This window comes from Maribacter sp. HS, assembly GCF_048059195.1.
Lineage (GTDB): Bacteria > Bacteroidota > Bacteroidia > Flavobacteriales > Flavobacteriaceae > Maribacter > Maribacter dokdonensis.
This window is the reverse complement of record NZ_JAYLVV010000003.1, coordinates 506,171-527,258: the sequence shown is the minus strand read 5'-3', so window position 1 is coordinate 527,258 and position 21,088 is coordinate 506,171. Positions and strand designations below refer to the sequence as shown.

Genomic DNA, 21,088 nt, shown 5'->3' with positions numbered 1-21,088 from the left:
GTATCAACCTCTTCTTTTAAAATAGCCCAATAATTTTTTCACATAACTTTCATCTACCCTACAGTCTAAAACACCGCAACCTGATTTTGTAAAAGACTCCTTGAAATAGGTAACACGCTCTCTGTGAAACTCAGCATAGGCATTGCGTACTTTTTTAGATTTGGTATTCACCAATTGCAATTTGCCTGTTTCGGCATCTTCCATTTGTACCATGCCCAAGTTGGGAATAGATTCTTCACGCTCATCATAAATACGGATACCCGTGACATCATGTTTGCTACCTGTAATCTTTAAAGTTTTCTCATATCCTTCATCAATAAAATCAGAAAGCACAAAAACAATGGCTTTTTTCTTCATGACACTGCTCAAAAATTTCAGCGCTTGGGCAATGTTGGTTTTATTACTTTTAGGCTTAAACTCCAATAACTCCCTAATGATTCGCAGAACATGCGTTTTACCTTTTTTGGGCGGAATAAAAAGTTCTATTTGATCAGAGAATAATATTACACCTACCTTATCATTGTTTTGTAAGGCGCTAAAAGCTAAAGTGGCAGATATCTCCGTAACAATTTCATTTTTGAACTGGTTGGTAGTACCAAATAATTCTGAACCACTAATGTCTACCATTAGCATCATGGTCAGCTCTCTTTCTTCTTCAAAGACCTTAATGTAGGGTTCGTTATAACGAGCGGTTACGTTCCAATCTATATTTCTAACATCATCTCCAAATTGATACTGCCGTACTTCACTAAACGTCATACCGCGACCCTTAAAGGTAGAGTGGTATTCCCCACCAAATATATGGTCAGAAAGACGTCTTGTCTTAATCTCTATTTTACGTACTTTTTTGAGTAGCTCTTTGGTATCCATTGTAAGGTAAACAGTTTACAGTTTCCGTTTTAAGTATCATTGGTTCAGCACAAAAATAAATCAATGCATAAAAAGCACATGCTGAATAAGTTGTACTGTATTTAAGGAACCTCTATCTCGTTTACAATTTTGTTGATGATATCAACAGAAGTAATATTTTCCGCTTCGGCCTCATAGGTAATACCTATTCTATGTCTTAATACATCATGTACTACGGCACGTACATCTTCTGGCACAACATAGCCCCTTCTTTTTATAAAGGCATAACATTTGGCAGCAGTACCTAAATTGATACTACCCCTAGGAGATGCACCAAAACTGATCAAAGGCTTTAAGCTTTCTAAATTGTATTTTTCCGGATATCTGGTAGCGAAAACAAGATCAAGTATGTATTTTTCTATTTTCTCGTCCATATACACTTCACGAACGGCTTTTTGTGCACTAAGTATTTGATCTATGGAAACAACAGGATTAACCGTTTCATAGCTGCCCTTTAAATTTTGGCGCATGATCAATTGCTCCTCGTTTATTTTTGGATAGTCAATAACCGTTTTCAACATAAAACGATCCACTTGTGCTTCTGGTAATGGGTATGTACCTTCTTGCTCTACAGGGTTTTGTGTTGCCATTACTAAAAATGGTTTGTCAAGTACAAAGGTTTCGTCGCCAATGGTCACCTGCTTTTCTTGCATGGCTTCTAACAGTGCCGACTGTACTTTGGCAGGAGCACGGTTAATTTCATCTGCAAGAACAAAGTTTGCGAAAATTGGTCCTTTCTTTATTGAGAAATCATTCAGTTTCATGTTATAGATCAAGGTACCAACAACATCTGCGGGTAAAAGATCGGGTGTAAACTGAATTCTGCTAAAACTACCTTTAACAGCTTTTGATAAAGTGTTGATCGCTAATGTTTTTGCTAGCCCCGGAACACCTTCCAATAATATGTGACCCTGTCCTAAAAGTCCAATTAATAATCGTTCAACCATATATTTTTGGCCAACGATCACTTTATTCATTTCAAGCATCAATAAATCGATAAAAGCGCTTTCTTGAGCAATTTTCTCATTTACTGCACTAATGTCAATTGAGGTATTTTCTTCCATTTAAAATATTATATTATTGATTGTTAAGGCTTCTAATTTTAACAGTTATGCAAATTGAAAATTAATTCAGTCAGTCGCTGTTAATGATAGGTTAAAAAATTGGAAAAGCCCTTATTTTTATGAACGTTTTAAGGTATTTCTTTTTAATTTCATTAAACAAAATACAATATATTGAAATATTCAAGAATAATTGCAGGAACTATGACCTGGGGCAAATGGGGAAAACAACTTTCTACTGCTGAAATGATAGCTTTAATGAACCATTGTGTTGAAAATAAGATTACTACGTTTGATCATGCCGATATTTATGGAGATTATACAAATGAGGAAGATTTTGGTAAGGCTTTTAGTAAGAGTAGTATCAAGAGAGAAGATGTTCAGCTTATAAGTAAATGCGGAATTCAATTCAACGTAAAAGAAAGAAGTAATAGGGTTAAGCACTATGATTATAATGCCAGCTACATTATTTCATCTGTAGAAAGGTCATTAAAAATGCTACAGACAGATTATTTGGATTTACTCTTGTTACATAGGCCAAGCCCTTTAATGGATCCTTCAGAAATTGCCGAAGCCATAGATAAACTAAAAATTGAAGGAAAGATCAAACAATTTGGAGTGTCCAATTTCTCACCTTCCCAAATACAATTAATAGAGAAAGAGATTCAGGTAGAAGCCAATCAAGTAGAATTTTCACTTTCGTCCAATAAGGTAATGAATGATGGAACATTGGATGACTGCGTAACATTTGACAGACTAGCCATGAGCTGGAGCCCATTAGGAAGTTATTTTAGGGAAGATTCCAAGGCAAATCTTAGGATAAAAACGGTATTGGCAGACCTGACCAAAAAGTATGGCGCTACAGAAGACCAGTTGCTCTTGGCATGGATTTTAAAACACCCAAGTACTATACATCCTGTGGTTGGTACCGCAACACCACAACGGTTGAAACTAGCCATGGATGCCGTTGAAATTGACATGGAGTTACAGGATTGGTTTATTTTACTTGAGGCTAATGAGGGGCACGAAGTTGCATAATTAAAAAAGAAAATGACAAAAACAGCATTTATTACAGGAGCTACAAGCGGCATAGGAAAATCAACGGCAATTCATTTTGCCTTAAAAGGAATAAACTTGGTGTTGTGCGGTAGAAGACAAGACCGTTTAGATGCCCTTGAAAAAGAATTAGGGAAAGAAGTACAAATTCATACGTTGAATTTTGATATTAGAAGTAAGGAAGCTGTTCATGCAGCCATAGCATCTTTGCCAAGCGAATTTTCTCAAATAGATATTCTGATCAACAATGCCGGTAATGCCCATGGTTTAGATACCATACAAGATGGTAGTATAGATGACTGGGATGCCATGCTTGATATTAATGTAAAGGGTTTGCTATATGTTTCAAAGGCATTGATACCGCAAATGATAGCGCGTAAATCTGGGCATGTCATCAACATTGGTTCAACTGCAGGTAAAGAAGTGTACCCAAAAGGAAATGTGTATTGCGCCAGTAAGCATGCCGTTGATGCCATTAACCAAGGTATGCGGATAGATTTAAACGGTACAGGTGTACGTGTTGGTGCCGTTAACCCTGGTTTGGTAGAAACCGAGTTCAGTAATGTAAGGTTCAAGGGAGATGAAGAAAGGGCAGATAGTGTTTACAAGGGTTTTCAACCTTTAAAACCAGAGGATATTGCCGATATTATTTACTTTGTAGTTACCAGGCCATATCATGTAAATATTGCGGATTTGGTAGTTATGCCCACCGCCCAAGCTTCTTCAACAATTGTAGATAAAACATAGGTCATTAATATTTAGAAGTTTACATTTAAGAAAAATAGCTCAAAATGATCAATAAACGGCTTTTGGTAAAAAACTTGCTCGCACATAATGATGAGAACAGTTTTTACGATAAAAAGCGGTTTATTGCCATTGGGGAAAAGGAGGGGAAAGGCAAATTCTTAAAGCACGTTTGTGCTTTGGCCAATAGCAACCCATCCAATAATTCATTTATTGTTATTGGAGTTGAAGATGAGGATAATAGTATTGTAGGTGTAGATTTTTTTGATGATAGCAAGATTCAAAATTTAGTGAACGCTTATTTGGATAATCCACCGTTGATCTCTTATGAAAATATTCCTTTTCCACATTTGCCCGAAGGTAAAGTTGTGGGCTTGGTTACTATAAAATCTATTGGAAAAATCTGCTCGCTCAGAAAAAACATTTGGAAGTATTATGGAGGTTCTGTTTTTTTTAGGGAAGGCAGTATAAGCTTGCCAAAAGTGTTTGATATTGAATTGAAAGATATTAATTCTGAAGCGGTCGCCACCATTGAGCAACACGCCAAGAATAATATTGAACTTACGTTAGACGGTGTAATTGATTTTATTAATCACCGTCACAAAGATCTTGAAAGTGATTATAAAGTTTTTAAAGAACAGTTTGTAGTCTGTTGGGCGGGTAATAAGAAGGTGGTCAATGGTGTTACCTATTATTATCGTGTTGATATAGAATTAATCAACGAGCAAGTAAAACTCTTCTATTCAAATTTAGATGAGGTAACTATAACCTATGATAATGATTCTTTTTCCACAATAGAGTTTGTGCAATTGGGCTTGGGTGCAAAGCAAAAATATTACCCGTTAGAAAAGGTTGTCATTAATTTTAGTGAAAATGGTACCTATCAAATTAAAAGCGATTTGTTGTTCGATCCACCTGTACATGATAAAGAGGTATTGAAGAAAATCTATGAAAGTAACAATGCCTTGGTGATTAAGGCAAAGAAAAATGTAGAACTGACCATTGCTGAGGTAAAGCAATTAAAATATTTGGCAGATTCTTATTTGATATGTTTTTTAAACGGATTTGAAGAAGCAAAGGAGCGGATGGAAAAAGCAAGACAGATTCTAAAACCTAAGTATCCTAATATAAATGCTTCGCTCAAAGAAGCACTTCGTGTTTTACGAAAAGTTAAATATTCTTAATCCACAGTTGCTCGTAGGGTTTTAAAGGTAATTCGTTACGTATTAATTCTAATGTTTTTCCGGAAAGCAAATCAGTAGATTTTTTGCCCGTGTGAATACCTATAGAAAGTAGCCAGCCTACGTTTATCATCTCGGTGACCTCGTTAAAATTACTCAGTACCCAAATAGTTTCGTTTTTATTGGTACGTTCAAAAACAAATATATGTTCATTAGGGCAACCATGTACTTTAAGGTCGTTAGTGTCGGCAAATACGCTATGCTCTTTTCGTATGTGGATCATATCTTTTAATCCGTTATAAACTATAGAGGGGGCACTTTTTATATCTTTTTCAATTTTAGAAACTACATCCCAATTTTGTATCGGTCTATTAACCCACCTATTGTCATTTATATGCTCTTGGTTTTGCTCATAGCTATAATCATTTAAAGTGGCTATTTCATCACCAGCATAAATCATGGGTATGCCACCGTAGGTTAAAATTATGCCGTGCATCATTAAAATTTTAGCGATGGCACAGTCAATAATTTTATCATTCTTTTGCTCAAGTGCGGTTTCTAAACCTAATAAAGATGCAGCACTTCCGGTTATTCTACCATCTCCGTTTTTAGGGTTGTACATGAACATGAGCCCTTTTGCTGGCGACCAATCTAACTTTCCACAATAATAGTTAAGAATAAACTGTTTGTGTGCCGTAGGGTCATAACCCATAGCCCTTACAAAATCATCATCATAGCCAAGACCAATATCATCATGACAGCGTATGTAATTGATCCAAGTGGCATCCTCTGGTTTTGTAGGAATATCAGAAACGCTTTTTACCAATAAAGAGGCTTTTTTGGTGGCTATTGAATTCCAAAGCAATGCCATTAAAGAGGCGTTGTAGGCAACTTCACACTCATTACCGGTTAATATGCCTTCCCCAAAATACTTTATAATATTTCTAGGAGCTACAATAGCTTCCGCTAAAAGAATAACACCGGGTGCCACAACTTGTAAGCACATTCTAAAAAGGGAAATTAGGGTATGGGCTTCCGGTAAATTTTGTGACAGTGTACCTAGTTTTTTCCATAGAAAGGCAAGAGCATCAAAACGGATAACATCTACCCCCAAATTTGCAAGTCCAACTAAATTACTGAGCATTTCAATGAACACTTCTGGGTTTCTATAATTTAAATCCCATTGGTAACTATTGAAACAGGTCATTACCCATTTTTCCATTTCAGGGCAATAGGTAAAATTACCAGGTGCAGATTGCGGAAAAATTTCGGGCATGGTTTTTTCAAACTCGTCAGGGATATGACGGTCAGGGTAAGTATAGTAATAGTTTTGATAATGAAGATCACCCTTTTTTGCTTTTTGTGCCCACTCAAATTCATCTGAAGTATGGTTAACAACAAAATCAAGCATTAAGAACATATTGTTTTTACGTGCCTTTTTGGTGAAATCCAAAAAATCTGCCTTGGTACCATACTTACTATCAATATCATGATAGCTGTTTACGGCATAACCGCCGTCATTTTCACCATCTGGCCGGGTGGTAATAGGCATTAGATGTAGAAAATTAATTCCTAGATCATCAAAATAAGGCAGTTTATCTTTAAGTCCGTTAATGTCTTTGTTAAACCTATCAACATACATTTGCATACCCACCATTTGTTCGCTTTGGTACCAATTACCAGAATTTAAACGGTCAATGTCTTGATTTTGCAGTTCTTTTGGTCGGTTTTTAAAGAGTGATTCTAAGGTGTTTAACAGCGTATTGAAAAATACTTTGTGTTCTTTCTCTTGGTATAAAGAGAAAAATTGGGTTTTAATAAGAGAAATGTTTGTAGCTAACCTCTGATCAAACAAAGATTGGGTACTTCTTTTCTTTTGGTCCCTAGAGGCCAACAATCTTAATAATTCCGCCTGGTTCATATTAAGAATCTAATTGTTGTAAAGTAGGTAGGGATTCTATTGCGCCAAAGTTTTCTGTAGTGATGGCGCCGGCTTTATTAGCTCTGGCAACCATGTTGGTCAATAGGTTTTCGTTTGTAAGTAAGTCTTCAAAATTTGAGTATTGCGCAATTTGTTGAAGAAAGCAGCCAATGAAAGCGTCACCTGCGCCTGTAGTGTCTTTTGGGGAGACTTTTATACTAGGTATGGTCTTCTTGAATTTTTCGGTACTTAATAATGTACCTTCTCCACCAAGGGTAACAACTATAATTTTTGTTCCCATTTCATGAAAAATTTGGCAAGCATCTTCAAGGTCCTCTTTACCTGAAAGAAGTTGGGCTTCTTCAAGGCTAAATTTGCATAAATGAGATTTTTCAATAAAAGGATGGCATTTTCTAATAAATACCTCCTCTTTATTTTTCCAAAGGTCAACTCTATAGTTAGGGTCAAAACTGATAATGGCATTTTTGGTAAGACCATCAAAAAGATATCTGCTATAAGTTTCCTCTAACGGACCTCCCAATAAAGCTGTTGCAGCACCAAAGTGTATTATATTATTATCAAAATTTGATTTTAGTGAAGAATCATAGGTAAGCTCTTTATCTGCACCACGGCTAAACACAAAATCTCTTTCACCATCTTCGGCAATAGAAACAAAAGCTAGAGTTGTGAAGGTATCGCTTTTCTGTGCTAACGAAATATCTACTTTTTCATTTTCAAGAATACGCAATAGAAAAGACCCAAATGGATCATTGCCAACTGCACCAACGAAGAAGCTGTCACCACCAAGCTTACTAATAGCACAAGCTACATTGGCAGGTGCACCACCTGCTTTTTTGGAAAATTCTTTTGCTTTTGATAAATCTTTGCCTTGGTTCTCGGCAACAAAATCAATCAGCAATTCTCCAATACAAAAAACCTTTTTCATAGTACAAAAAGAAAATTAGGAGGTCTAAGTTAAATAGAAATGGTCGCTTCAACCTAAATAATCTTAAATAAATATTAAATTATAGTTGTGTGCGGTTTATTTTTATGATTTATTACCCAAGGTATTTTGGGTCTGTTGCCTAATTGCATATCTTGAAATGCACATTTTTAAAACACAAACCGACTATGAGCATATTTGATGAAATTAAGAAAAAACTAAGTCATGAATTTATTGACATAGTAGAATGGTTAGATACTAGCAATGATACCATTGTACATAGATTTGAGCGTTATCAAAACGAAATTAAGAATAACGCAAAACTGATCGTAAGGGAAGGGCAAACCGCAGTTTTTATAAATGAAGGGCAATTGGCAGATGTTTTTAAACCTGGTACGTACACACTAAACACCCAAAACCTACCTATTCTTACAACGTTAAAAGGATGGAAATATGGATTTGATAGTCCGTTCAAGGCAGAGGTATATTTCGTAAATACCCGTTTGTTTACAGATGAGAAATGGGGAACTAAAAATCCGTTCATGCTTAGTGATGACCGGTTTGGTCTGGTAGAAATACGTGCTTTTGGTACTTATAGTTTTAGAATAAATGATCCAGGTAAGTTTGTAGTAGATGTAGTGGGTACCGATGGTAATTTTACCAATTATGAAGTAAATGAACATTTAAAAAGTTTAATTGTAACCCGATTTACAGATACTGTTGGCGAAGCCAATTTGCCTATAGAGTTATATGCGGCCAATACCAGTGAACTTTCTGAAACTTGCCAAGAGGTTATGCAACCTGAGTTCAATAGGGTAGGTATAGAATTAGAGCGATTCTACATTGAGAATGTGTCTATGCCAGAAGAACTTAAAAAGGAAATTTTTGAGTACAGCCGTTTAGATAAATTGGACATGGGTAAACTGGCACAGTTCAAAGCGGCCAAGGCTATGGAGCTGGCAGCAAAGAACGAAGGCGGTACAGCAGGTGCTGGTATGGGCATGGGCATGGGTTTTGTGCTGGCTCAGCAAATGGGTGGTCTTATGGGGCAACCGGCAGCACAGCCAATTGGTGGTCAAGCAGTACAACAACCACAGGCGCCACCACCAATACCAGTACAGGTTAGTTATTTCTATGCTGTAAACGGTCAGCAGTTGGGCCCTGTTTCTTTTGAGAAATTAAAGGAGCTCTTTGCAAGCAGAACCATTAATAGAGACTCCTTAATTTGGAAACAAGGAATGGAAAATTGGGCGGTACTTAAAGAAATTGAGGAGTTAAAGTCTTTCTTGGGTGGTAATACACCACCACCTTTACCAACGGTCTAAAAAATGTAAAAATATTACTGGACAATCTTTCTTTTTTAGATAAGGTATACTCTGTATGGACGATATTCAACAATCGGAATATAAAAAAGCGTGCGCCAATTGTGGGGCAGAACTTAAATTTAAGCCAGGTTCCCATCAACTTACCTGCGAATATTGTGGTTATGAAGAATTTATTGAACAATCTAAGAGCAGTTTTGAAGAACTAGAACTAGAGCACTACTTAAAAATTGTTGGTGAAAATGCTTATACCGACACCATTGAGTTATTGCATTGTAAAAATTGTGGGGCAAACCAGCATGTAGAGGAAAACTATAAATCATTAAATTGTGTGTACTGTAGTGAACCTTTAATACGGGAAGACGTTGAAAAAGAAGGTTGGATCTTGCCCGGTGCCTTGGTACCGTTTGAATTGGATGCAAAGAAGGCACAATCTATTTTTAAATCTTGGGTAGGCAAAATTTGGTTTGCGCCGGATAATTTGAAAAAAGCAGCATTAGATTCAGAAGGTTTACATGGTCTTTATATTCCTTACTGGACTTTTGATGCCAATCTTTTTGCGTCTTATCAAGGGCAAAGAGGAGATTATTATTACGAAAATCAGACCTATAATAGTGATAAGGGCAAAAGAACTAGAAGGGTTCGTAAAACAAGATGGACGTATGCTTCTGGTAAAGTAGATGGGTTCGTTGATGACATCTTGATCAGTGCATCGGAAAAAAAGAGAAAAGAAATACCGTCAAAGGTTGCTTTTTGGAACCTAAAGGATTTAGTGGTATTCAACTCCAAATATTTATCGGGGTTTGTAACAGAGAAATATACCGTTTCATTAAAAGAAGGTCATCATAAGTCTTTTCAAGAAGCCAAAAATATAGCCTATAACTGGATCAGAAGAGACATTGGTGGCGATACCCAACGAGTGGCAAATGCCGACATTAAATTATCTAATGAGAAATTTAAACATATTCTGCTTCCTGTTTATATAAGCTCCTACAGTTATGAGGGAAAGGAATATAACTTTTATATAAATGGACAAACCGGGGTGCTTAGCGGAAATAGGCCATATTCATTCTGGAAAATCTTCTTTTTAGTACTTTTTATACTTGTCATAATCACCATAATTGCGATTTTTGCTAAATGAATATAAATAGAACACTGGTTGTAGGTGACATTCATTCGGGCTTACAAGCGTTAAAACAAGTGCTTAGTAAAGCAGCTGTAACAGAACACGATACTATAATATTTTTAGGGGACTATATAGATGGATGGAGTGAAGCGGTAGAAACTATTGATTACCTTCTAGAATTAAAGAAAAAATACAATTGCATATACCTAAGGGGCAATCATGATGAACTTTGCTATGAATGGTTGACAGGTAAAGCGGATAACCCAACTTGGTTTATGCATGGTGGTGAAGCTACTTCCAATTCTTACGCCAATATTTCTAGCAAGGATAAAGAGATTCATCTCAATTTTTATGAAAGTCTAGAGAATTATCACTTAGATACCGAAAATAGGTTGTTTTTACATGCAGGATTTACTAACTTAAAAGGAATTGAGCATGAATATTTTAAAAAAACGTTTTACTGGGACCGTACCTTATGGGAGCTAGCTCTTTCTCTGAACAAAAATTTAGAAAAAGATCATATACATTACCCAAAACGACTAAAGAACTATTCTGAGATCTATATTGGTCATACGCCAGTAACAAGAATTGGTAAAACTACACCGCAAAAAGCGGCCAATGTTTGGAATATTGACACAGGTGCAGCTTTCAAAGGACCTTTGACCATTTTCAATGCAGATTCAAAAGAATACTGGCAAAGCGATCCTGTACATACGTTTTACCCTAATGAAAAGGGTAGAAACTAAGAAAACCGTTAACTTTACTAAAAATGGATTGTTTAAATGACGATCTTTGAAAAAAATAAACTATGTCTACTAAAAATATAAGATTAGAAGTGATGCAGGCTTTAGAGCCTCAGGTAGAAGGATTTATGGATTCTTTCCTTATTAAACCAGAGGATATATGGCAGCCTACGGACTTTTTACCAAATTCTGAAAAAGATACATTTTTACAAGAAGTAAAAGATATTAGAGAAGAGTCTAAAGAACTTGGTTATGATTTTTGGGTAACCATGGTAGCGGATACGATAACTGAAGAAGCTTTGCCAACCTATGAATCTTGGTTGATGGATGTTGTAGGTATAGACCAACACGGTGATCATAAGACCAATGGTTGGGCAAAATGGGTAAGAGCTTGGACAGCAGAAGAGAATAGACATGGCGATGTGTTGAACAAGTATCTATATTTATCCGGTAGGGTAAATATGAGAGAAATAGAGTTGACCACCCAGCATTTAATTTCAGACGGTTTTGATATTGGTACGGATCGTGACCCTTATAAGAACTTTGTATATACCTCTTTTCAAGAATTGGCTACCAATATTTCGCACAAGCGTGTTGGGCAAATGGCAAAGAAAAAAGGAAATACACTTTTAGGTAAAATGTGTACAATTATTGCAGGTGATGAAATGAGACACCACTTGGCATATAGAGAATTCGTTAAGACTATTTTTGGCGAAGATCCATCTGGTATGATGATTGCCTTCGCAGATATGATGAAGAAGAAGATTGTAATGCCTGCTCATTTTTTAAGGGAGTCCGGTGGTACAATTGGATCGGCATTTGAGAATTTTTCAAATTGCGCACAACGTTTAGGTGTATATACAGCACAGGATTATGTAGATATATTAAGCAAATTAAATGCTTATTGGCAGTTAGATTCTGTACGTTCTTTAAATGAGGAAGCAGAAAAGGCTCGTGATTATTTAATTAAATTACCGGCAAGGTTAGAGCGAATTGCGGAAAGAATGAAATTTCCAGAAGATCAATATCACTTTAAGTGGGTAGAAGCTAATGGAGCATTATAAAATTAAAAATCCCGATAATTCATTATCGGGATTTTTTTTGCTAAACGGTGATTTATAGTTTACCGTGTTTATGCTCATCTTGCCATTTAACAAGTTCTGTCCATTTACCTTCGTAACACATTTTAGCTTGCATTGGCCAAGATGCCGGGTCGTGTATCTTATATCGTGTTCCACCTGTATCCAATATTTTCTGACAATCTTCAAGACTGGCTTCAGAAAGTGCTTTCCAGGTTTTAATACCATGATCTTTGAACATACCTTCAATTTTTGGACCAATTCCTTCTACAAGTTTTAAATCGTCTTGTTTAACGGTTTTGCCAAAAGCAGCTTTTGCAGCAGCGCCATCAAAAGCTAAGGCACTACTTGTAGCGGCACCGGCGGCAAATGATGCTGCTGTAGCAGAAGCACCAAGATTTGTGCTTGTCGTTGGCGGTACGGCTTTGCTAGCGGCAATTACCTTTTGGTTGCAGGCATCAAGGTCAGCTTTTAATTTAGTGTTGCTTGCCTTTAAGTTGTTCAATTCTGCCAATTGGGCGTTTAACTTTGTATTATTGGCTTTAAGACTGTTTATTTCAGCAGAGTTGTCAATTACTTTGGTAGAACTTTTACCGAGTAGATAACCTAAAATACCGCAGATAAGACCTACTAACAATGGAATTATCCAGCACCAAATACTCATATTTTCAAAATTCATGATTTTACTTATTTATAGGATTAGTGTATGTTTTAATTTAATGTAATAACTGTTCTTCTATTTTTTTCTCTGCCTTCTTCGGTAGCATTTGTTGCAATAGGTTGGGTCTGCCCTTTGGATGTAGCAATGATTTTACTTTCAGCTATACCGTTTTGCATTAGATAGTTTTTGGCGAATTCTGCCCTGTCTTGCCCTAGCCTCATATTAGTACTTGCTTGTCCGGTAGCATCGGTATGGCCTACAACACTCACTGTTGCATCTTCAACTTTATCTATATATCTAGAAATATCTGCAACCTTTTGGCGCTGCTCGGCATCTAGGTAAATAGAAGCTTCTGCAGTATTAAAGTAAAGTATTAACGGGTCGGCTTTAATTTTCTCATAAAGGGCATTAAGGTCATCCTTTTCATTAACAGATCGCTCTTCAATATCAAAAGAGGCCGCACCCCAATAGGTATTTTCTTTAGGTACCATGTCATCCATTAGTTTGCCCAAAGTATTTATTTGTGCAGTAGAAATACCTTTAGATGCTAAATCATTTTTTATGGCATTGGCTCTTGCTAAACCTAAATTAGGAAACGCTGAGTTGTTCTCTTCTTCACTTGTGTAATAACCGGTGACATTGACTACGTTGCCATCATTTGCTTCTAAATAGCTCTTAAGACCATTAATACCTTTTGTAAGGTTGGCACTTAAAGGCATTAATACAGCATTGGAAGAGACATTAAAATTGTAGTTGTCATTGGTATTATAGGCAAATCCGTTTGCATCAATTGCAAAAGGGTAAGATGTTGCCGAGGGTTCTTTTACGATTACTTTTTCTTTAGCAGGTTCTTCATGCGTACTTGTTGCATTACATTCGCTACAACAAGTGATAAAGAAATAAGTACCTATTAGAATGGTAATCAACATACCTAATAAATACGTTATTGTTTTTGTCATTATTAATACTGTTTAGTGTTTAGCCCACAATTTATTAAAAAAATCTTAAAAATGTTAAATCATTTGAGCCTAATTGCCTTACAATCAATCATTATAGTAATAACAGTTATGTAGCGTATAGTACCAAGTATACGATCAGTTGGTGAGATTGTAAAAAAAGTTAATGATGCGACAACTATTAATTGCAATTTTGCGTAAGTATTTAAATGGTATGCATCTCCCCACAAAGTTTGGGCATTGATCATACAATTTAAAGTTTTGAGTTAGTTGGTTAAAAAATCCTGTCTTCAATATGTCGACAGGATTTTTTTATGTTCAATAGTTTATAAAGTAGGTTTCCATCTATACAATTTTTACATGAATTTGTACAGATTTCACACCATTAAAGGATACAATTTGTTAGCTTGAAACAGCTGTATTTGTATTGAAAATGAAGAAAAAAATAAAAAAGTGTTTTAATTTTCTTTGCATGTTTATCGTACTGGGCACTCAAACTTTATTACATGGAAGTTGGTCTCATGAACCACCAAATAGAAAAGCTGCTTAGATAATAAACATGCAAAAGAAAATATGATTTGATTATAGGTCGAATTTTATTCCCTGAGCCAATGGCAGTTCGGTAGTAAAATTAATGGTATTGGTCTGTCTTCTCATATACACTTTCCATGCATCTGAACCACTTTCACGACCACCGCCAGTTTCTTTTTCTCCACCAAAGGCACCGCCGATTTCTGCGCCAGAGGTACCAATGTTTACATTAGCTATACCGCAATCACTGCCCCAAGCAGAAAGAAAACGTTCTGCCTCTCTTAAATTATTGGTCATAATTGCAGATGACAGCCCTTGAACAACTCCATTTTGAATGGCGATGGCATTTTCAACGTCACCGGAATATTTTAAAAGATAGAGAACAGGTGCGAAAGTTTCGTGCTGAACAATTTCAAAATCATTACTTGCCTCTGCAATGGCAGGTTTAACATAACAACCACTTTCATAGCCTTCACCATCTAAAACACCACCCTCAACAATTAATTTACCACCTTCTTCAACTACCTTTTTCAAAGCATTTTTATAATGTGAAACAGCATCAGTATCAATCAATGGTCCTACGTGGTTATTCTCATCTAATGGATTACCTATTCTTAATTGCTGGTAAGCGGCAACAACGGCATCTTTCACTTTGTCATACATAGATTCATGAATGATCAATCTTCTGGTTGAAGTACAACGTTGCCCAGCCGTTCCTACGGCACCAAAAACGGCACCGATAACGGTCATTTTTAAATCGGCATCCGGTGTAACGATAATAGCATTGTTTCCGCCCAACTCCAATAGAGATTTTCCAAGACGGGCGGCAACTGCTTGGGCAACTATTTTACCCATTCTAATTGAACCCGTAGCGGATACCAACGGTATTCTATTATCTTGGGTCATAAGTTCACCAATCTTATAATCGCCGTTTATTAGGCAGGAAATGCCTTCGGGTAGGTTATTTGCCTTAAAAACTTCAGCAGCAATGTTTTGGCAGGCTACACCACATAAAGGGGTTTTTTCTGATGGTTTCCAAACACAAACATCACCACAGATCCATGCCAACGCTGTATTCCATGCCCATACGGCAACCGGAAAGTTAAATGCGGAAATAATACCCACTACACCAAGTGAATGGTATTGCTCGTACATTCTATGCCCAGGTCTTTCAGAATGCATGGTCAATCCGTGCAATTGTCTAGAAAGACCAACGGCAAAATCACAGATATCTATCATTTCTTGCACTTCTCCTAAACCTTCTTGGTAGCTTTTTCCCATTTCATAGGAAACTAGTTTTCCAAGGGGCTCTTTTAGCTCTCTAAGTTTGTCACCAAATTGTCTTACAATTTCGCCACGTTGAGGTGCGGGTTTTGTTCTCCATTGCTTAAAAGCAGTGGTAGCAGAAGACATTACTTTTTCATAATCTTCTTTTGTGGTCGTTTTTACCTTTGCAATTAAAGATCCGTCTACAGGTGAGTAAGATGAGATAATATCTCCTGAGGAGAAATGATCTGATCCGGTTGATGTACCGTCATTTACCTCTTTAATTCCAAGTGCCTTAAGGGCATCATGTATTCCAAAATCTGCTGCTATTTTTGACATTTTATAACTTTTTACGCAATTAATGTTAGATATATTACAAAAATACAAAGAATTTTGTCTTTAGGAAGAACTAATTACAACTAGGCAAATTTGACCATCAACCATAGAATAATACCTGCCAAGGCAGGTACACTCTGTACAATAAATATCTTTTTGCTTACCGAAACGGCACCGTACATACCGGCGACAGTAACACAGCCTAAAAAGAAAAGGGCTACGTTACATGACCAGTTACCATCAGAAATCAGTAAGGACCAAATTAACCCTGCTGCCAAAAAACCATTGTAAAGTCCTTGGTTTGCCGCCATTTGTTTAGTGGGTATAAATAAATCTTTCGGGAAATTTTTAAACACCTTTCTACCGGTAGTGGTCCATGCGAACATTTCTATCCATAGGATGTAAACATGAATAAATGCTACAAGTGCTGTAATTATTTTAGCTAATACTATCATTCTTCCTTTGCAATAAAACGTTCGTCAACAGGCATTACCGTGCCGCAATTATCACATGTTCTCAATTCTTTTGAACTGTAAAAATGCTTAAAGTGTGCTAAAAAATCTTTTTCTATGTCATGAAGGGTGAAATAGGCTTCATAGAGCTTATGATTACAATTGTCACAAAACCAAAGCAAACCATCATCAACATTCATGCTAGCTCGTTTTCTTTCAATGACCAAGCCAATAGATCCTTCTTTTCGAACAGGAGAATGTGGCACTTTAGCAGGATGCAAATACATATCTCCCGGACCTAGTTTCATGGTCCTTTTTTTACCGTCTTCTTGAATGTGAACTTCTATATTTCCTTCTAATTGATAAAACAGCTCTTCGGTTTCGTTGTAATGGTAATCTTTACGTGCATTTGGTCCGGCTACGATCATGACAATATAGTCGCCAGCATCTTTATATAAGTTTTTATTTCCAACTGGAGGTTTTAGTAATGCTCTGTTATCTTCTATCCATTTGTTGAGATTAAATGGTGCTTGTATACTCATTTCACTGAAATTAATTGAAAGTTAATTAAACGATCGTTTCTCACTGAAAAGTTAAGCATAAAAAAAGCCTTTGTATAACAAAGGCTTCTTAAAATTATATTTTACGATATTTTATCTAAAGAACAACTGTGTAAAGTATAGGTCGCCATTGCTATTTTGGTTAATGCTTATGGCTGAGTAGTTGTATTCACCTTCAATATTTACTCTATGCCCCGGACTTTCTAACCATGCCTCAAAAGCTTCTTCAATAGTGTCATAATTTCTTGCAACATTTTCTGCTACAAAAACTGCACCGGTTCTCTTTGAAATATTCTCTGCACGTTGCGTAAAGTTATCATGACTAGTATTTCCTTTAGAAATCATATAGTCGGTATGAAGCGTTGCATAATAATAGGTGGTACTTTCAAATTCCATTTCATTTAATCCTATACTAGCTCTATATGTATTTATCATTTCAAAAAGTTCATCTTCCAGTGTACTGTGATTTTTAGAAGATGCCAAAGTATATTGCTCTAGGGAGTCTTCAGGTGTACTCTCGTAACCTGCGAAATTCTCATATTTTGAACAGGATGATAGTGAAATGATCAACACTACCAAAAAAGGAAATAAAGTTTTCATAGGGGAAACTATTTTGTTTTATGAGTGTCAAAAGTAGTTTAGATAACAAGCTCATAAAGAAGAACATCTATGGATAGGGTAAAATATTCGATAAGCTACATCTATTTGATATAGTAGCGCTTATCGATAAAATGCACTTTGAATTACATCGTAAAAAATGGCATTTAATATGATTTTTCTCACTTTATCTAGGTTATGATTCACATTGACCTATATGAGTTAATCAAAAATGCTATTTTCTTACCAAAATCTTAATATAAGGTTGTTTTACTGCTTGTAGAAAAGTTGTGTAAAGTAGTAATTGCCGAAATCATCTTTTTTGACACTAATGGCGGTATGGGTAAAATCTCCTTCCATGGTTTTTTTATGGCTACTACTTATATACCAACCTTCAAAAGCTTCTTGTGCGGTATCATAATCTTTGGCAACATTCTCAGCCACCATTTCAACAGATATCTCAGAATCTATGTTTGAAGCGCGAGAGCTAAAATTGTCATGGCTAATGCTACCTTTAGAAATCATGTAATCTGTATGCAGGTTTGCATATTTATATGCTACATCGCTAAACTGCAAAGTATTAGTGTTGAGACTAAGTCTATGTGTGTTGACAATATCCAGTAGGTCCTGCTCTATAGTTAAAACATTTTCAGCTTCCAATACAGGCGTTTCTTCAAGAGATTCGCTAGTACAAGAACCAAGAAAAAGTAATAAAAAGACAGTGACCGCATTAAGCAATCTCATTTTCATATAAGTGTCTTTTAATTAGCCTCTCGGCGTAGCGAAGTAGGTAAGAAGGTGAGAATGTTCTAAGTTCTCTATTTTCGATTTGGGTTATCGATAACGTAATATTATATAAAAATTAAACACAGGGGAGGAACAATATTACTTATTCGACAAAGTGCACAATATGTAAGATTATTGAACGATCAAATTTAGATTGTCATCGATTCTTCGCTAGACTCTTCTGGCATTACTTCTGTCTTAAGAACAGTATCAAATATCAACGCACCTATATCTTTAATGGGTTGGTAAAGTATAGACTCTTTCTTGGTTTCATCTGTAAGTAGGTTCAGGGTGGTATCCATACGATCAAAAAAGATAAATGCGGCCCCTAATAGAATAGCTACTTTTAAGGTGCCAAAAATTCCACCGGCTATTTTATTCAGCCACCCTAACATAGCAAAATTGGCGACTTTGGTCAATAATTTTCCGGCTAGGTTCACTACTATAATGATAAGGATCAGCGTAATTATAAATGCTATAATACTCATATTACGTTCATTCCAATCTAAATGGTTAGATAGATAGTTGCCTGTTATATATGAAAAGTGAATAGCGCCAAAAATACCGGCTACCAAGGCTACTATAGAAGCAATTTCCATGAATAGTCCGTTATTATATCCTTTCCACAGACCCCAAATGAGCGGTAGTCCAAGTAAAATATCCAAAAGTCCCATTCGTATAGTGTTTTGACAAATATAGAACTTTGATTTGTACCTTTGCAAGGTCTAGATTATAGTAGATAGCAGGTTAATATGGCAAGGGATATACAGTTAAAAGAACGTTGGGATTATTTAGTAGAGAAACTATCTGAAAAGTTTTCTGATGGAGATCCGTTAGAATTGGATGCTATCATCTACTTGGTGGGTGTTCAAGAATTGGGCCAATATCACAGAAAGTATAAGAAAGATGATAAACTAGACCTTATGCACATAGCAATTTGCAGATTGTTGGAACCTTACGGTTTTTATGAGTTTAGCTTTTTTGATGAAGATGGCTGGCCACATTATAATGTGTTAGAAGAACTACCTTCTCTAAAAGCGGGTGAGCAAACGGTGCTCATGAAAGAAGCAATTGTCTCTTACTTCCTGGAAAAAGAATTTATAAAGTAATTACACCGCAAATAATGCTCTGTAAAAAAGCTGCCTAAAATGTATAGGTAGAGAAATTATCTTGAATAGAAATATACTTTGTCCATTAGATTTTTGATGTTTGAATTGGGTATGAAATCTGCTATATTTAAAGAAATAACTATAGCACATGTCAAGGCAATTTATAATATCATTAGATCAAGGTACCACTAGCTCAAGAGCTTTATTGGTAGACCATGATGGAACTATTCAAGGAATGGTTCAAAAAGAATTCAAACAAATTTTTCCAAAATCGGGTTGGGTAGAGCATGATCCAAAAGAGATTTTAGATTCTCAAATGATGGTTTTAAAAGAGCTTCTTGAAAAAGAGGAAGTTAAGCCTTCAGAAATTATGGGCATTGGTATTACCAACCAAAGGGAAACTACTGTGGTTTGGGATAAAAATACCGGAGAACCTATTTATAATGCCATTGTTTGGCAAGATAAACGTACAGCTGACATTTGCGAACATCTTAAAAAAACCGGTCTTACGGAGCATGTAAAGAAGACTACTGGTCTGGTTATAGATTCCTATTTCTCTGGCACCAAGGTAAAGTGGATTTTGGATAATGTTGAGGGAGCAAAGAAGAAAGCACAGGCAGGAGATTTGTTAATGGGCACCATTGATACCTGGTTGGTTTGGAACATGACCAAAGAGCATAATCACGTAACGGACTATACCAACGCATCACGAACTATGATTTACGATATCGTAAATTTAAAATGGGATGACAAAATGCTAAAGGCATTAGATATACCCAAAACCATGCTTCCAGAAGTAAAACCATCGTCTGCTCATTTTGGCGATTATGAAATTGATGGTGTTAAAATACCTATTGCAGGAATAGCAGGAGATCAACAGGCAGCGCTTTTTGGTCAGGCTTGTTTTAAGAAAGGTTCAGCTAAAAATACCTACGGTACAGGTTGTTTTATGCTAATGAATACGGGAGAAAAGCCACAGTTTTCTAAAAACGGATTGCTGACCACTATAGCTTACGGTTTAAATGGTAAGGTACACTATGCTTTAGAAGGAAGTATTTTTATTGCAGGTGCCGCAATACAATGGTTGCGAGATGGTCTAGAGTTGATAGACCACGCTAAGGAAACAGAAGAACTGGCCAACTCCATTGAAGGTGAAAACCCGGTATATGTGGTGCCGGCGTTTGCCGGTCTTGGGGCGCCCTATTGGGATATGTATGCAAGGGGAGCAGTATTCGGTTTAACGCGTGATACCGGTAAAGCTCATTTGGCGAAAGCAACACTAGAGGCACTTGCATATCAAACAAAGGATATTTTAAAGGCTATGGAAGATGATTCTGGTATTCAACTTAAGAACTTAAGGGTAGATGGCGGTGCATGTGCTAACGACCATTTAATGCAATTTCAAGCCGATATCTTGGATTCAGAGGTGCATAGACCAGAGATTATTGAATCTACCGCAATGGGTGCGGCATTTTTAGCGGGCATAGAGGTCGGGTTCTGGCAACAGTCAGATATTGATGAGAGTAGACCAATGAACAAAATATTTACCCCAACTTTTGACCGTGTAAAAAGAAAGCGCCTATATAAGAAATGGCAAAAAGCGGTAGAACGCTCAAAAGGTTGGGAAGACGAAGAGTAAATACACATTGAATTTACAATTAATTAATTCTTTAGAGCATAAAATAGCATAAGGGTCACGCTATCTTTGATTTTTTGTACTGGCTTTTGTCTGCAATATGGACAAGCACA

At 36.3% G+C, this 21,088-nt stretch carries 21 protein-coding genes; 9 read left to right on the top strand and 12 right to left on the bottom strand.

What is annotated here, in order from left to right:
• Nucleotides 1–3 precede the first annotated feature (3 nt).
• A complete protein-coding gene (locus VBZ51_RS07420; protein ID WP_058104769.1) occupies nt 4–870 on the bottom strand; it encodes a DUF58 domain-containing protein in 867 nt (288 codons plus the stop codon).
• Between the two features lie 101 nt (nt 871–971).
• A complete protein-coding gene (locus VBZ51_RS07415) occupies nt 972–1,973 on the bottom strand; it encodes an AAA family ATPase (RefSeq protein WP_058104770.1) in 1,002 nt (333 codons plus the stop codon).
• Between the two features lie 171 nt (nt 1,974–2,144).
• Here VBZ51_RS07415 and VBZ51_RS07410 point away from each other — a divergent pair, with 171 nt between their 5' ends.
• From VBZ51_RS07410 to VBZ51_RS07400, 3 genes are read left to right on the top strand one after another with little or no spacing between them, the layout of a single operon-like run.
• On the top strand, nt 2,145–3,008 hold the full coding sequence (locus tag VBZ51_RS07410; RefSeq protein WP_416576520.1) for an aldo/keto reductase: 864 nt from the start codon (nt 2,145–2,147) through the stop codon (nt 3,006–3,008).
• A 12-nt stretch (nt 3,009–3,020) separates the two neighbouring features.
• A complete protein-coding gene (locus VBZ51_RS07405; protein WP_416576519.1) occupies nt 3,021–3,773 on the top strand; it encodes an SDR family NAD(P)-dependent oxidoreductase in 753 nt (250 codons plus the stop codon).
• A gap of 44 nt (nt 3,774–3,817) precedes the next feature.
• A complete protein-coding gene (locus VBZ51_RS07400) occupies nt 3,818–4,954 on the top strand; it encodes an ATP-binding protein (RefSeq protein ID WP_416576518.1) in 1,137 nt (378 codons plus the stop codon).
• Here the strand turns inward: VBZ51_RS07400 and VBZ51_RS07395 are convergent.
• On the bottom strand, nt 4,941–6,872 hold the full coding sequence (locus tag VBZ51_RS07395; RefSeq protein ID WP_416576517.1) for an amylosucrase: 1,932 nt from the start codon (nt 6,870–6,872) through the stop codon (nt 4,941–4,943). The two genes, VBZ51_RS07400 and VBZ51_RS07395, sit on opposite strands and share 14 nt — an antisense overlap.
• A gap of 1 nt (nt 6,873) precedes the next feature.
• Nucleotides 6,874–7,818: a carbohydrate kinase family protein gene (locus VBZ51_RS07390; protein ID WP_416576516.1), complete on the bottom strand. Its 945-nt coding sequence runs from the start codon at nt 7,816–7,818 to the stop codon at nt 6,874–6,876.
• Nucleotides 7,819–8,003: 185 nt separating this feature from the next.
• On the opposite strand from VBZ51_RS07390, the gene VBZ51_RS07385 reads away from it, so the two are divergent.
• The 4 genes from VBZ51_RS07385 to VBZ51_RS07370 all read left to right on the top strand — a co-directional run bounded on the left by VBZ51_RS07385 (nt 8,004) and on the right by VBZ51_RS07370 (nt 12,070).
• Nucleotides 8,004–9,140: an SPFH domain-containing protein gene (locus VBZ51_RS07385; protein ID WP_416576515.1), complete on the top strand. Its 1,137-nt coding sequence runs from the start codon at nt 8,004–8,006 to the stop codon at nt 9,138–9,140.
• Between the two features lie 55 nt (nt 9,141–9,195).
• Nucleotides 9,196–10,278: a DNA helicase PriA gene (locus tag VBZ51_RS07380; protein WP_416576514.1), complete on the top strand. Its 1,083-nt coding sequence runs from the start codon at nt 9,196–9,198 to the stop codon at nt 10,276–10,278.
• Nucleotides 10,275–11,009, top strand: coding sequence for a metallophosphoesterase family protein (locus tag VBZ51_RS07375; RefSeq protein WP_416576513.1), 735 nt, complete (start codon nt 10,275–10,277; stop codon nt 11,007–11,009). Before VBZ51_RS07380 ends, VBZ51_RS07375 begins: the two co-directional genes overlap by 4 nt.
• Before the next feature lie 62 nt (nt 11,010–11,071).
• Entirely contained in the window at nt 11,072–12,070 is a 999-nt protein-coding gene (locus VBZ51_RS07370) for an acyl-ACP desaturase (protein ID WP_058104779.1), read from the top strand.
• 52 nt (nt 12,071–12,122) lie between these two features.
• Here VBZ51_RS07370 and VBZ51_RS07365 read toward each other — a convergent pair whose 3' ends face one another.
• From VBZ51_RS07365 to VBZ51_RS07330, 8 genes are all read right to left on the bottom strand, one after another.
• Nucleotides 12,123–12,764 carry a hypothetical protein gene (locus VBZ51_RS07365; RefSeq protein WP_286814772.1) on the bottom strand — a complete coding sequence of 214 codons (642 nt, stop codon included), beginning with the start codon at nt 12,762–12,764 and terminating at the stop codon, nt 12,123–12,125.
• Between the two features lie 32 nt (nt 12,765–12,796).
• Nucleotides 12,797–13,705 carry an OmpA family protein gene (locus VBZ51_RS07360; RefSeq protein WP_416576512.1) on the bottom strand — a complete coding sequence of 303 codons (909 nt, stop codon included), beginning with the start codon at nt 13,703–13,705 and terminating at the stop codon, nt 12,797–12,799.
• Between the two features lie 579 nt (nt 13,706–14,284).
• Nucleotides 14,285–15,838 carry an aldehyde dehydrogenase family protein gene (locus VBZ51_RS07355; protein ID WP_058104782.1) on the bottom strand — a complete coding sequence of 518 codons (1,554 nt, stop codon included), beginning with the start codon at nt 15,836–15,838 and terminating at the stop codon, nt 14,285–14,287.
• 80 nt (nt 15,839–15,918) lie between these two features.
• A complete protein-coding gene (locus VBZ51_RS07350; protein ID WP_215996988.1) occupies nt 15,919–16,290 on the bottom strand; it encodes a DUF1304 domain-containing protein in 372 nt (123 codons plus the stop codon).
• Nucleotides 16,287–16,829, bottom strand: a complete 543-nt coding sequence (locus VBZ51_RS07345) for a 3-hydroxyanthranilate 3,4-dioxygenase (protein ID WP_074670503.1) — start codon at nt 16,827–16,829, stop codon at nt 16,287–16,289. The genes VBZ51_RS07350 and VBZ51_RS07345 overlap by 4 nt, the downstream gene beginning before the upstream one ends.
• A 111-nt stretch (nt 16,830–16,940) precedes the next feature.
• Entirely contained in the window at nt 16,941–17,447 is a 507-nt protein-coding gene (locus tag VBZ51_RS07340) for a CAP domain-containing protein (RefSeq protein WP_348099568.1), read from the bottom strand.
• A gap of 267 nt (nt 17,448–17,714) precedes the next feature.
• A complete protein-coding gene (locus VBZ51_RS07335; protein WP_071340623.1) occupies nt 17,715–18,194 on the bottom strand; it encodes a CAP domain-containing protein in 480 nt (159 codons plus the stop codon).
• A 185-nt stretch (nt 18,195–18,379) separates the two neighbouring features.
• Nucleotides 18,380–18,904 carry a CvpA family protein gene (locus tag VBZ51_RS07330; protein ID WP_215996990.1) on the bottom strand — a complete coding sequence of 175 codons (525 nt, stop codon included), beginning with the start codon at nt 18,902–18,904 and terminating at the stop codon, nt 18,380–18,382.
• 78 nt (nt 18,905–18,982) lie between these two features.
• On the opposite strand from VBZ51_RS07330, the gene VBZ51_RS07325 reads away from it, so the two are divergent.
• Complete coding sequence (locus VBZ51_RS07325; RefSeq protein ID WP_058104788.1) at nt 18,983–19,339, top strand: hypothetical protein; 357 nt, start codon at nt 18,983–18,985, stop codon at nt 19,337–19,339.
• Between the two features lie 148 nt (nt 19,340–19,487).
• A complete protein-coding gene (glpK, locus tag VBZ51_RS07320; protein WP_416576511.1) occupies nt 19,488–20,978 on the top strand; it encodes a glycerol kinase GlpK in 1,491 nt (496 codons plus the stop codon).
• The last annotated feature ends 110 nt before the right edge of the window (nt 20,979–21,088 follow it).

Excerpts from the sequence above, each read along its gene's own strand:
- VBZ51_RS07420 (WP_058104769.1), bottom strand. The coding sequence starts at position 870 with ATGGATACCAAAGAGCTACTCAAAAAAGTACGTAAAATAGAGATTAAG.
- VBZ51_RS07415 (WP_058104770.1), bottom strand. The coding sequence starts at position 1,973 with ATGGAAGAAAATACCTCAATTGACATTAGTGCAGTAAATGAGAAAATT.
- VBZ51_RS07405 (WP_416576519.1), top strand. The coding sequence starts at position 3,021 with ATGACAAAAACAGCATTTATTACAGGAGCTACAAGCGGCATAGGAAAA.
- VBZ51_RS07400 (WP_416576518.1), top strand. The coding sequence starts at position 3,818 with ATGATCAATAAACGGCTTTTGGTAAAAAACTTGCTCGCACATAATGAT.
- VBZ51_RS07395 (WP_416576517.1), bottom strand. The coding sequence starts at position 6,872 with ATGAACCAGGCGGAATTATTAAGATTGTTGGCCTCTAGGGACCAAAAG.
- VBZ51_RS07390 (WP_416576516.1), bottom strand. The coding sequence starts at position 7,818 with ATGAAAAAGGTTTTTTGTATTGGAGAATTGCTGATTGATTTTGTTGCC.
- VBZ51_RS07385 (WP_416576515.1), top strand. The coding sequence starts at position 8,004 with ATGAGCATATTTGATGAAATTAAGAAAAAACTAAGTCATGAATTTATT.
- VBZ51_RS07380 (WP_416576514.1), top strand. The coding sequence starts at position 9,196 with ATGGACGATATTCAACAATCGGAATATAAAAAAGCGTGCGCCAATTGT.
- VBZ51_RS07375 (WP_416576513.1), top strand. The coding sequence starts at position 10,275 with ATGAATATAAATAGAACACTGGTTGTAGGTGACATTCATTCGGGCTTA.
- VBZ51_RS07370 (WP_058104779.1), top strand. The coding sequence starts at position 11,072 with ATGTCTACTAAAAATATAAGATTAGAAGTGATGCAGGCTTTAGAGCCT.
- VBZ51_RS07365 (WP_286814772.1), bottom strand. The coding sequence starts at position 12,764 with ATGAATTTTGAAAATATGAGTATTTGGTGCTGGATAATTCCATTGTTA.
- VBZ51_RS07360 (WP_416576512.1), bottom strand. The coding sequence starts at position 13,705 with ATGACAAAAACAATAACGTATTTATTAGGTATGTTGATTACCATTCTA.
- VBZ51_RS07355 (WP_058104782.1), bottom strand. The coding sequence starts at position 15,838 with ATGTCAAAAATAGCAGCAGATTTTGGAATACATGATGCCCTTAAGGCA.
- VBZ51_RS07350 (WP_215996988.1), bottom strand. The coding sequence starts at position 16,290 with ATGATAGTATTAGCTAAAATAATTACAGCACTTGTAGCATTTATTCAT.
- VBZ51_RS07345 (WP_074670503.1), bottom strand. The coding sequence starts at position 16,829 with ATGAGTATACAAGCACCATTTAATCTCAACAAATGGATAGAAGATAAC.
- VBZ51_RS07340 (WP_348099568.1), bottom strand. The coding sequence starts at position 17,447 with ATGAAAACTTTATTTCCTTTTTTGGTAGTGTTGATCATTTCACTATCA.
- VBZ51_RS07335 (WP_071340623.1), bottom strand. The coding sequence starts at position 18,194 with ATGAAAATGAGATTGCTTAATGCGGTCACTGTCTTTTTATTACTTTTT.
- VBZ51_RS07330 (WP_215996990.1), bottom strand. The coding sequence starts at position 18,904 with ATGGGACTTTTGGATATTTTACTTGGACTACCGCTCATTTGGGGTCTG.
- VBZ51_RS07325 (WP_058104788.1), top strand. The coding sequence starts at position 18,983 with ATGGCAAGGGATATACAGTTAAAAGAACGTTGGGATTATTTAGTAGAG.
- glpK (WP_416576511.1), top strand. The coding sequence starts at position 19,488 with ATGTCAAGGCAATTTATAATATCATTAGATCAAGGTACCACTAGCTCA.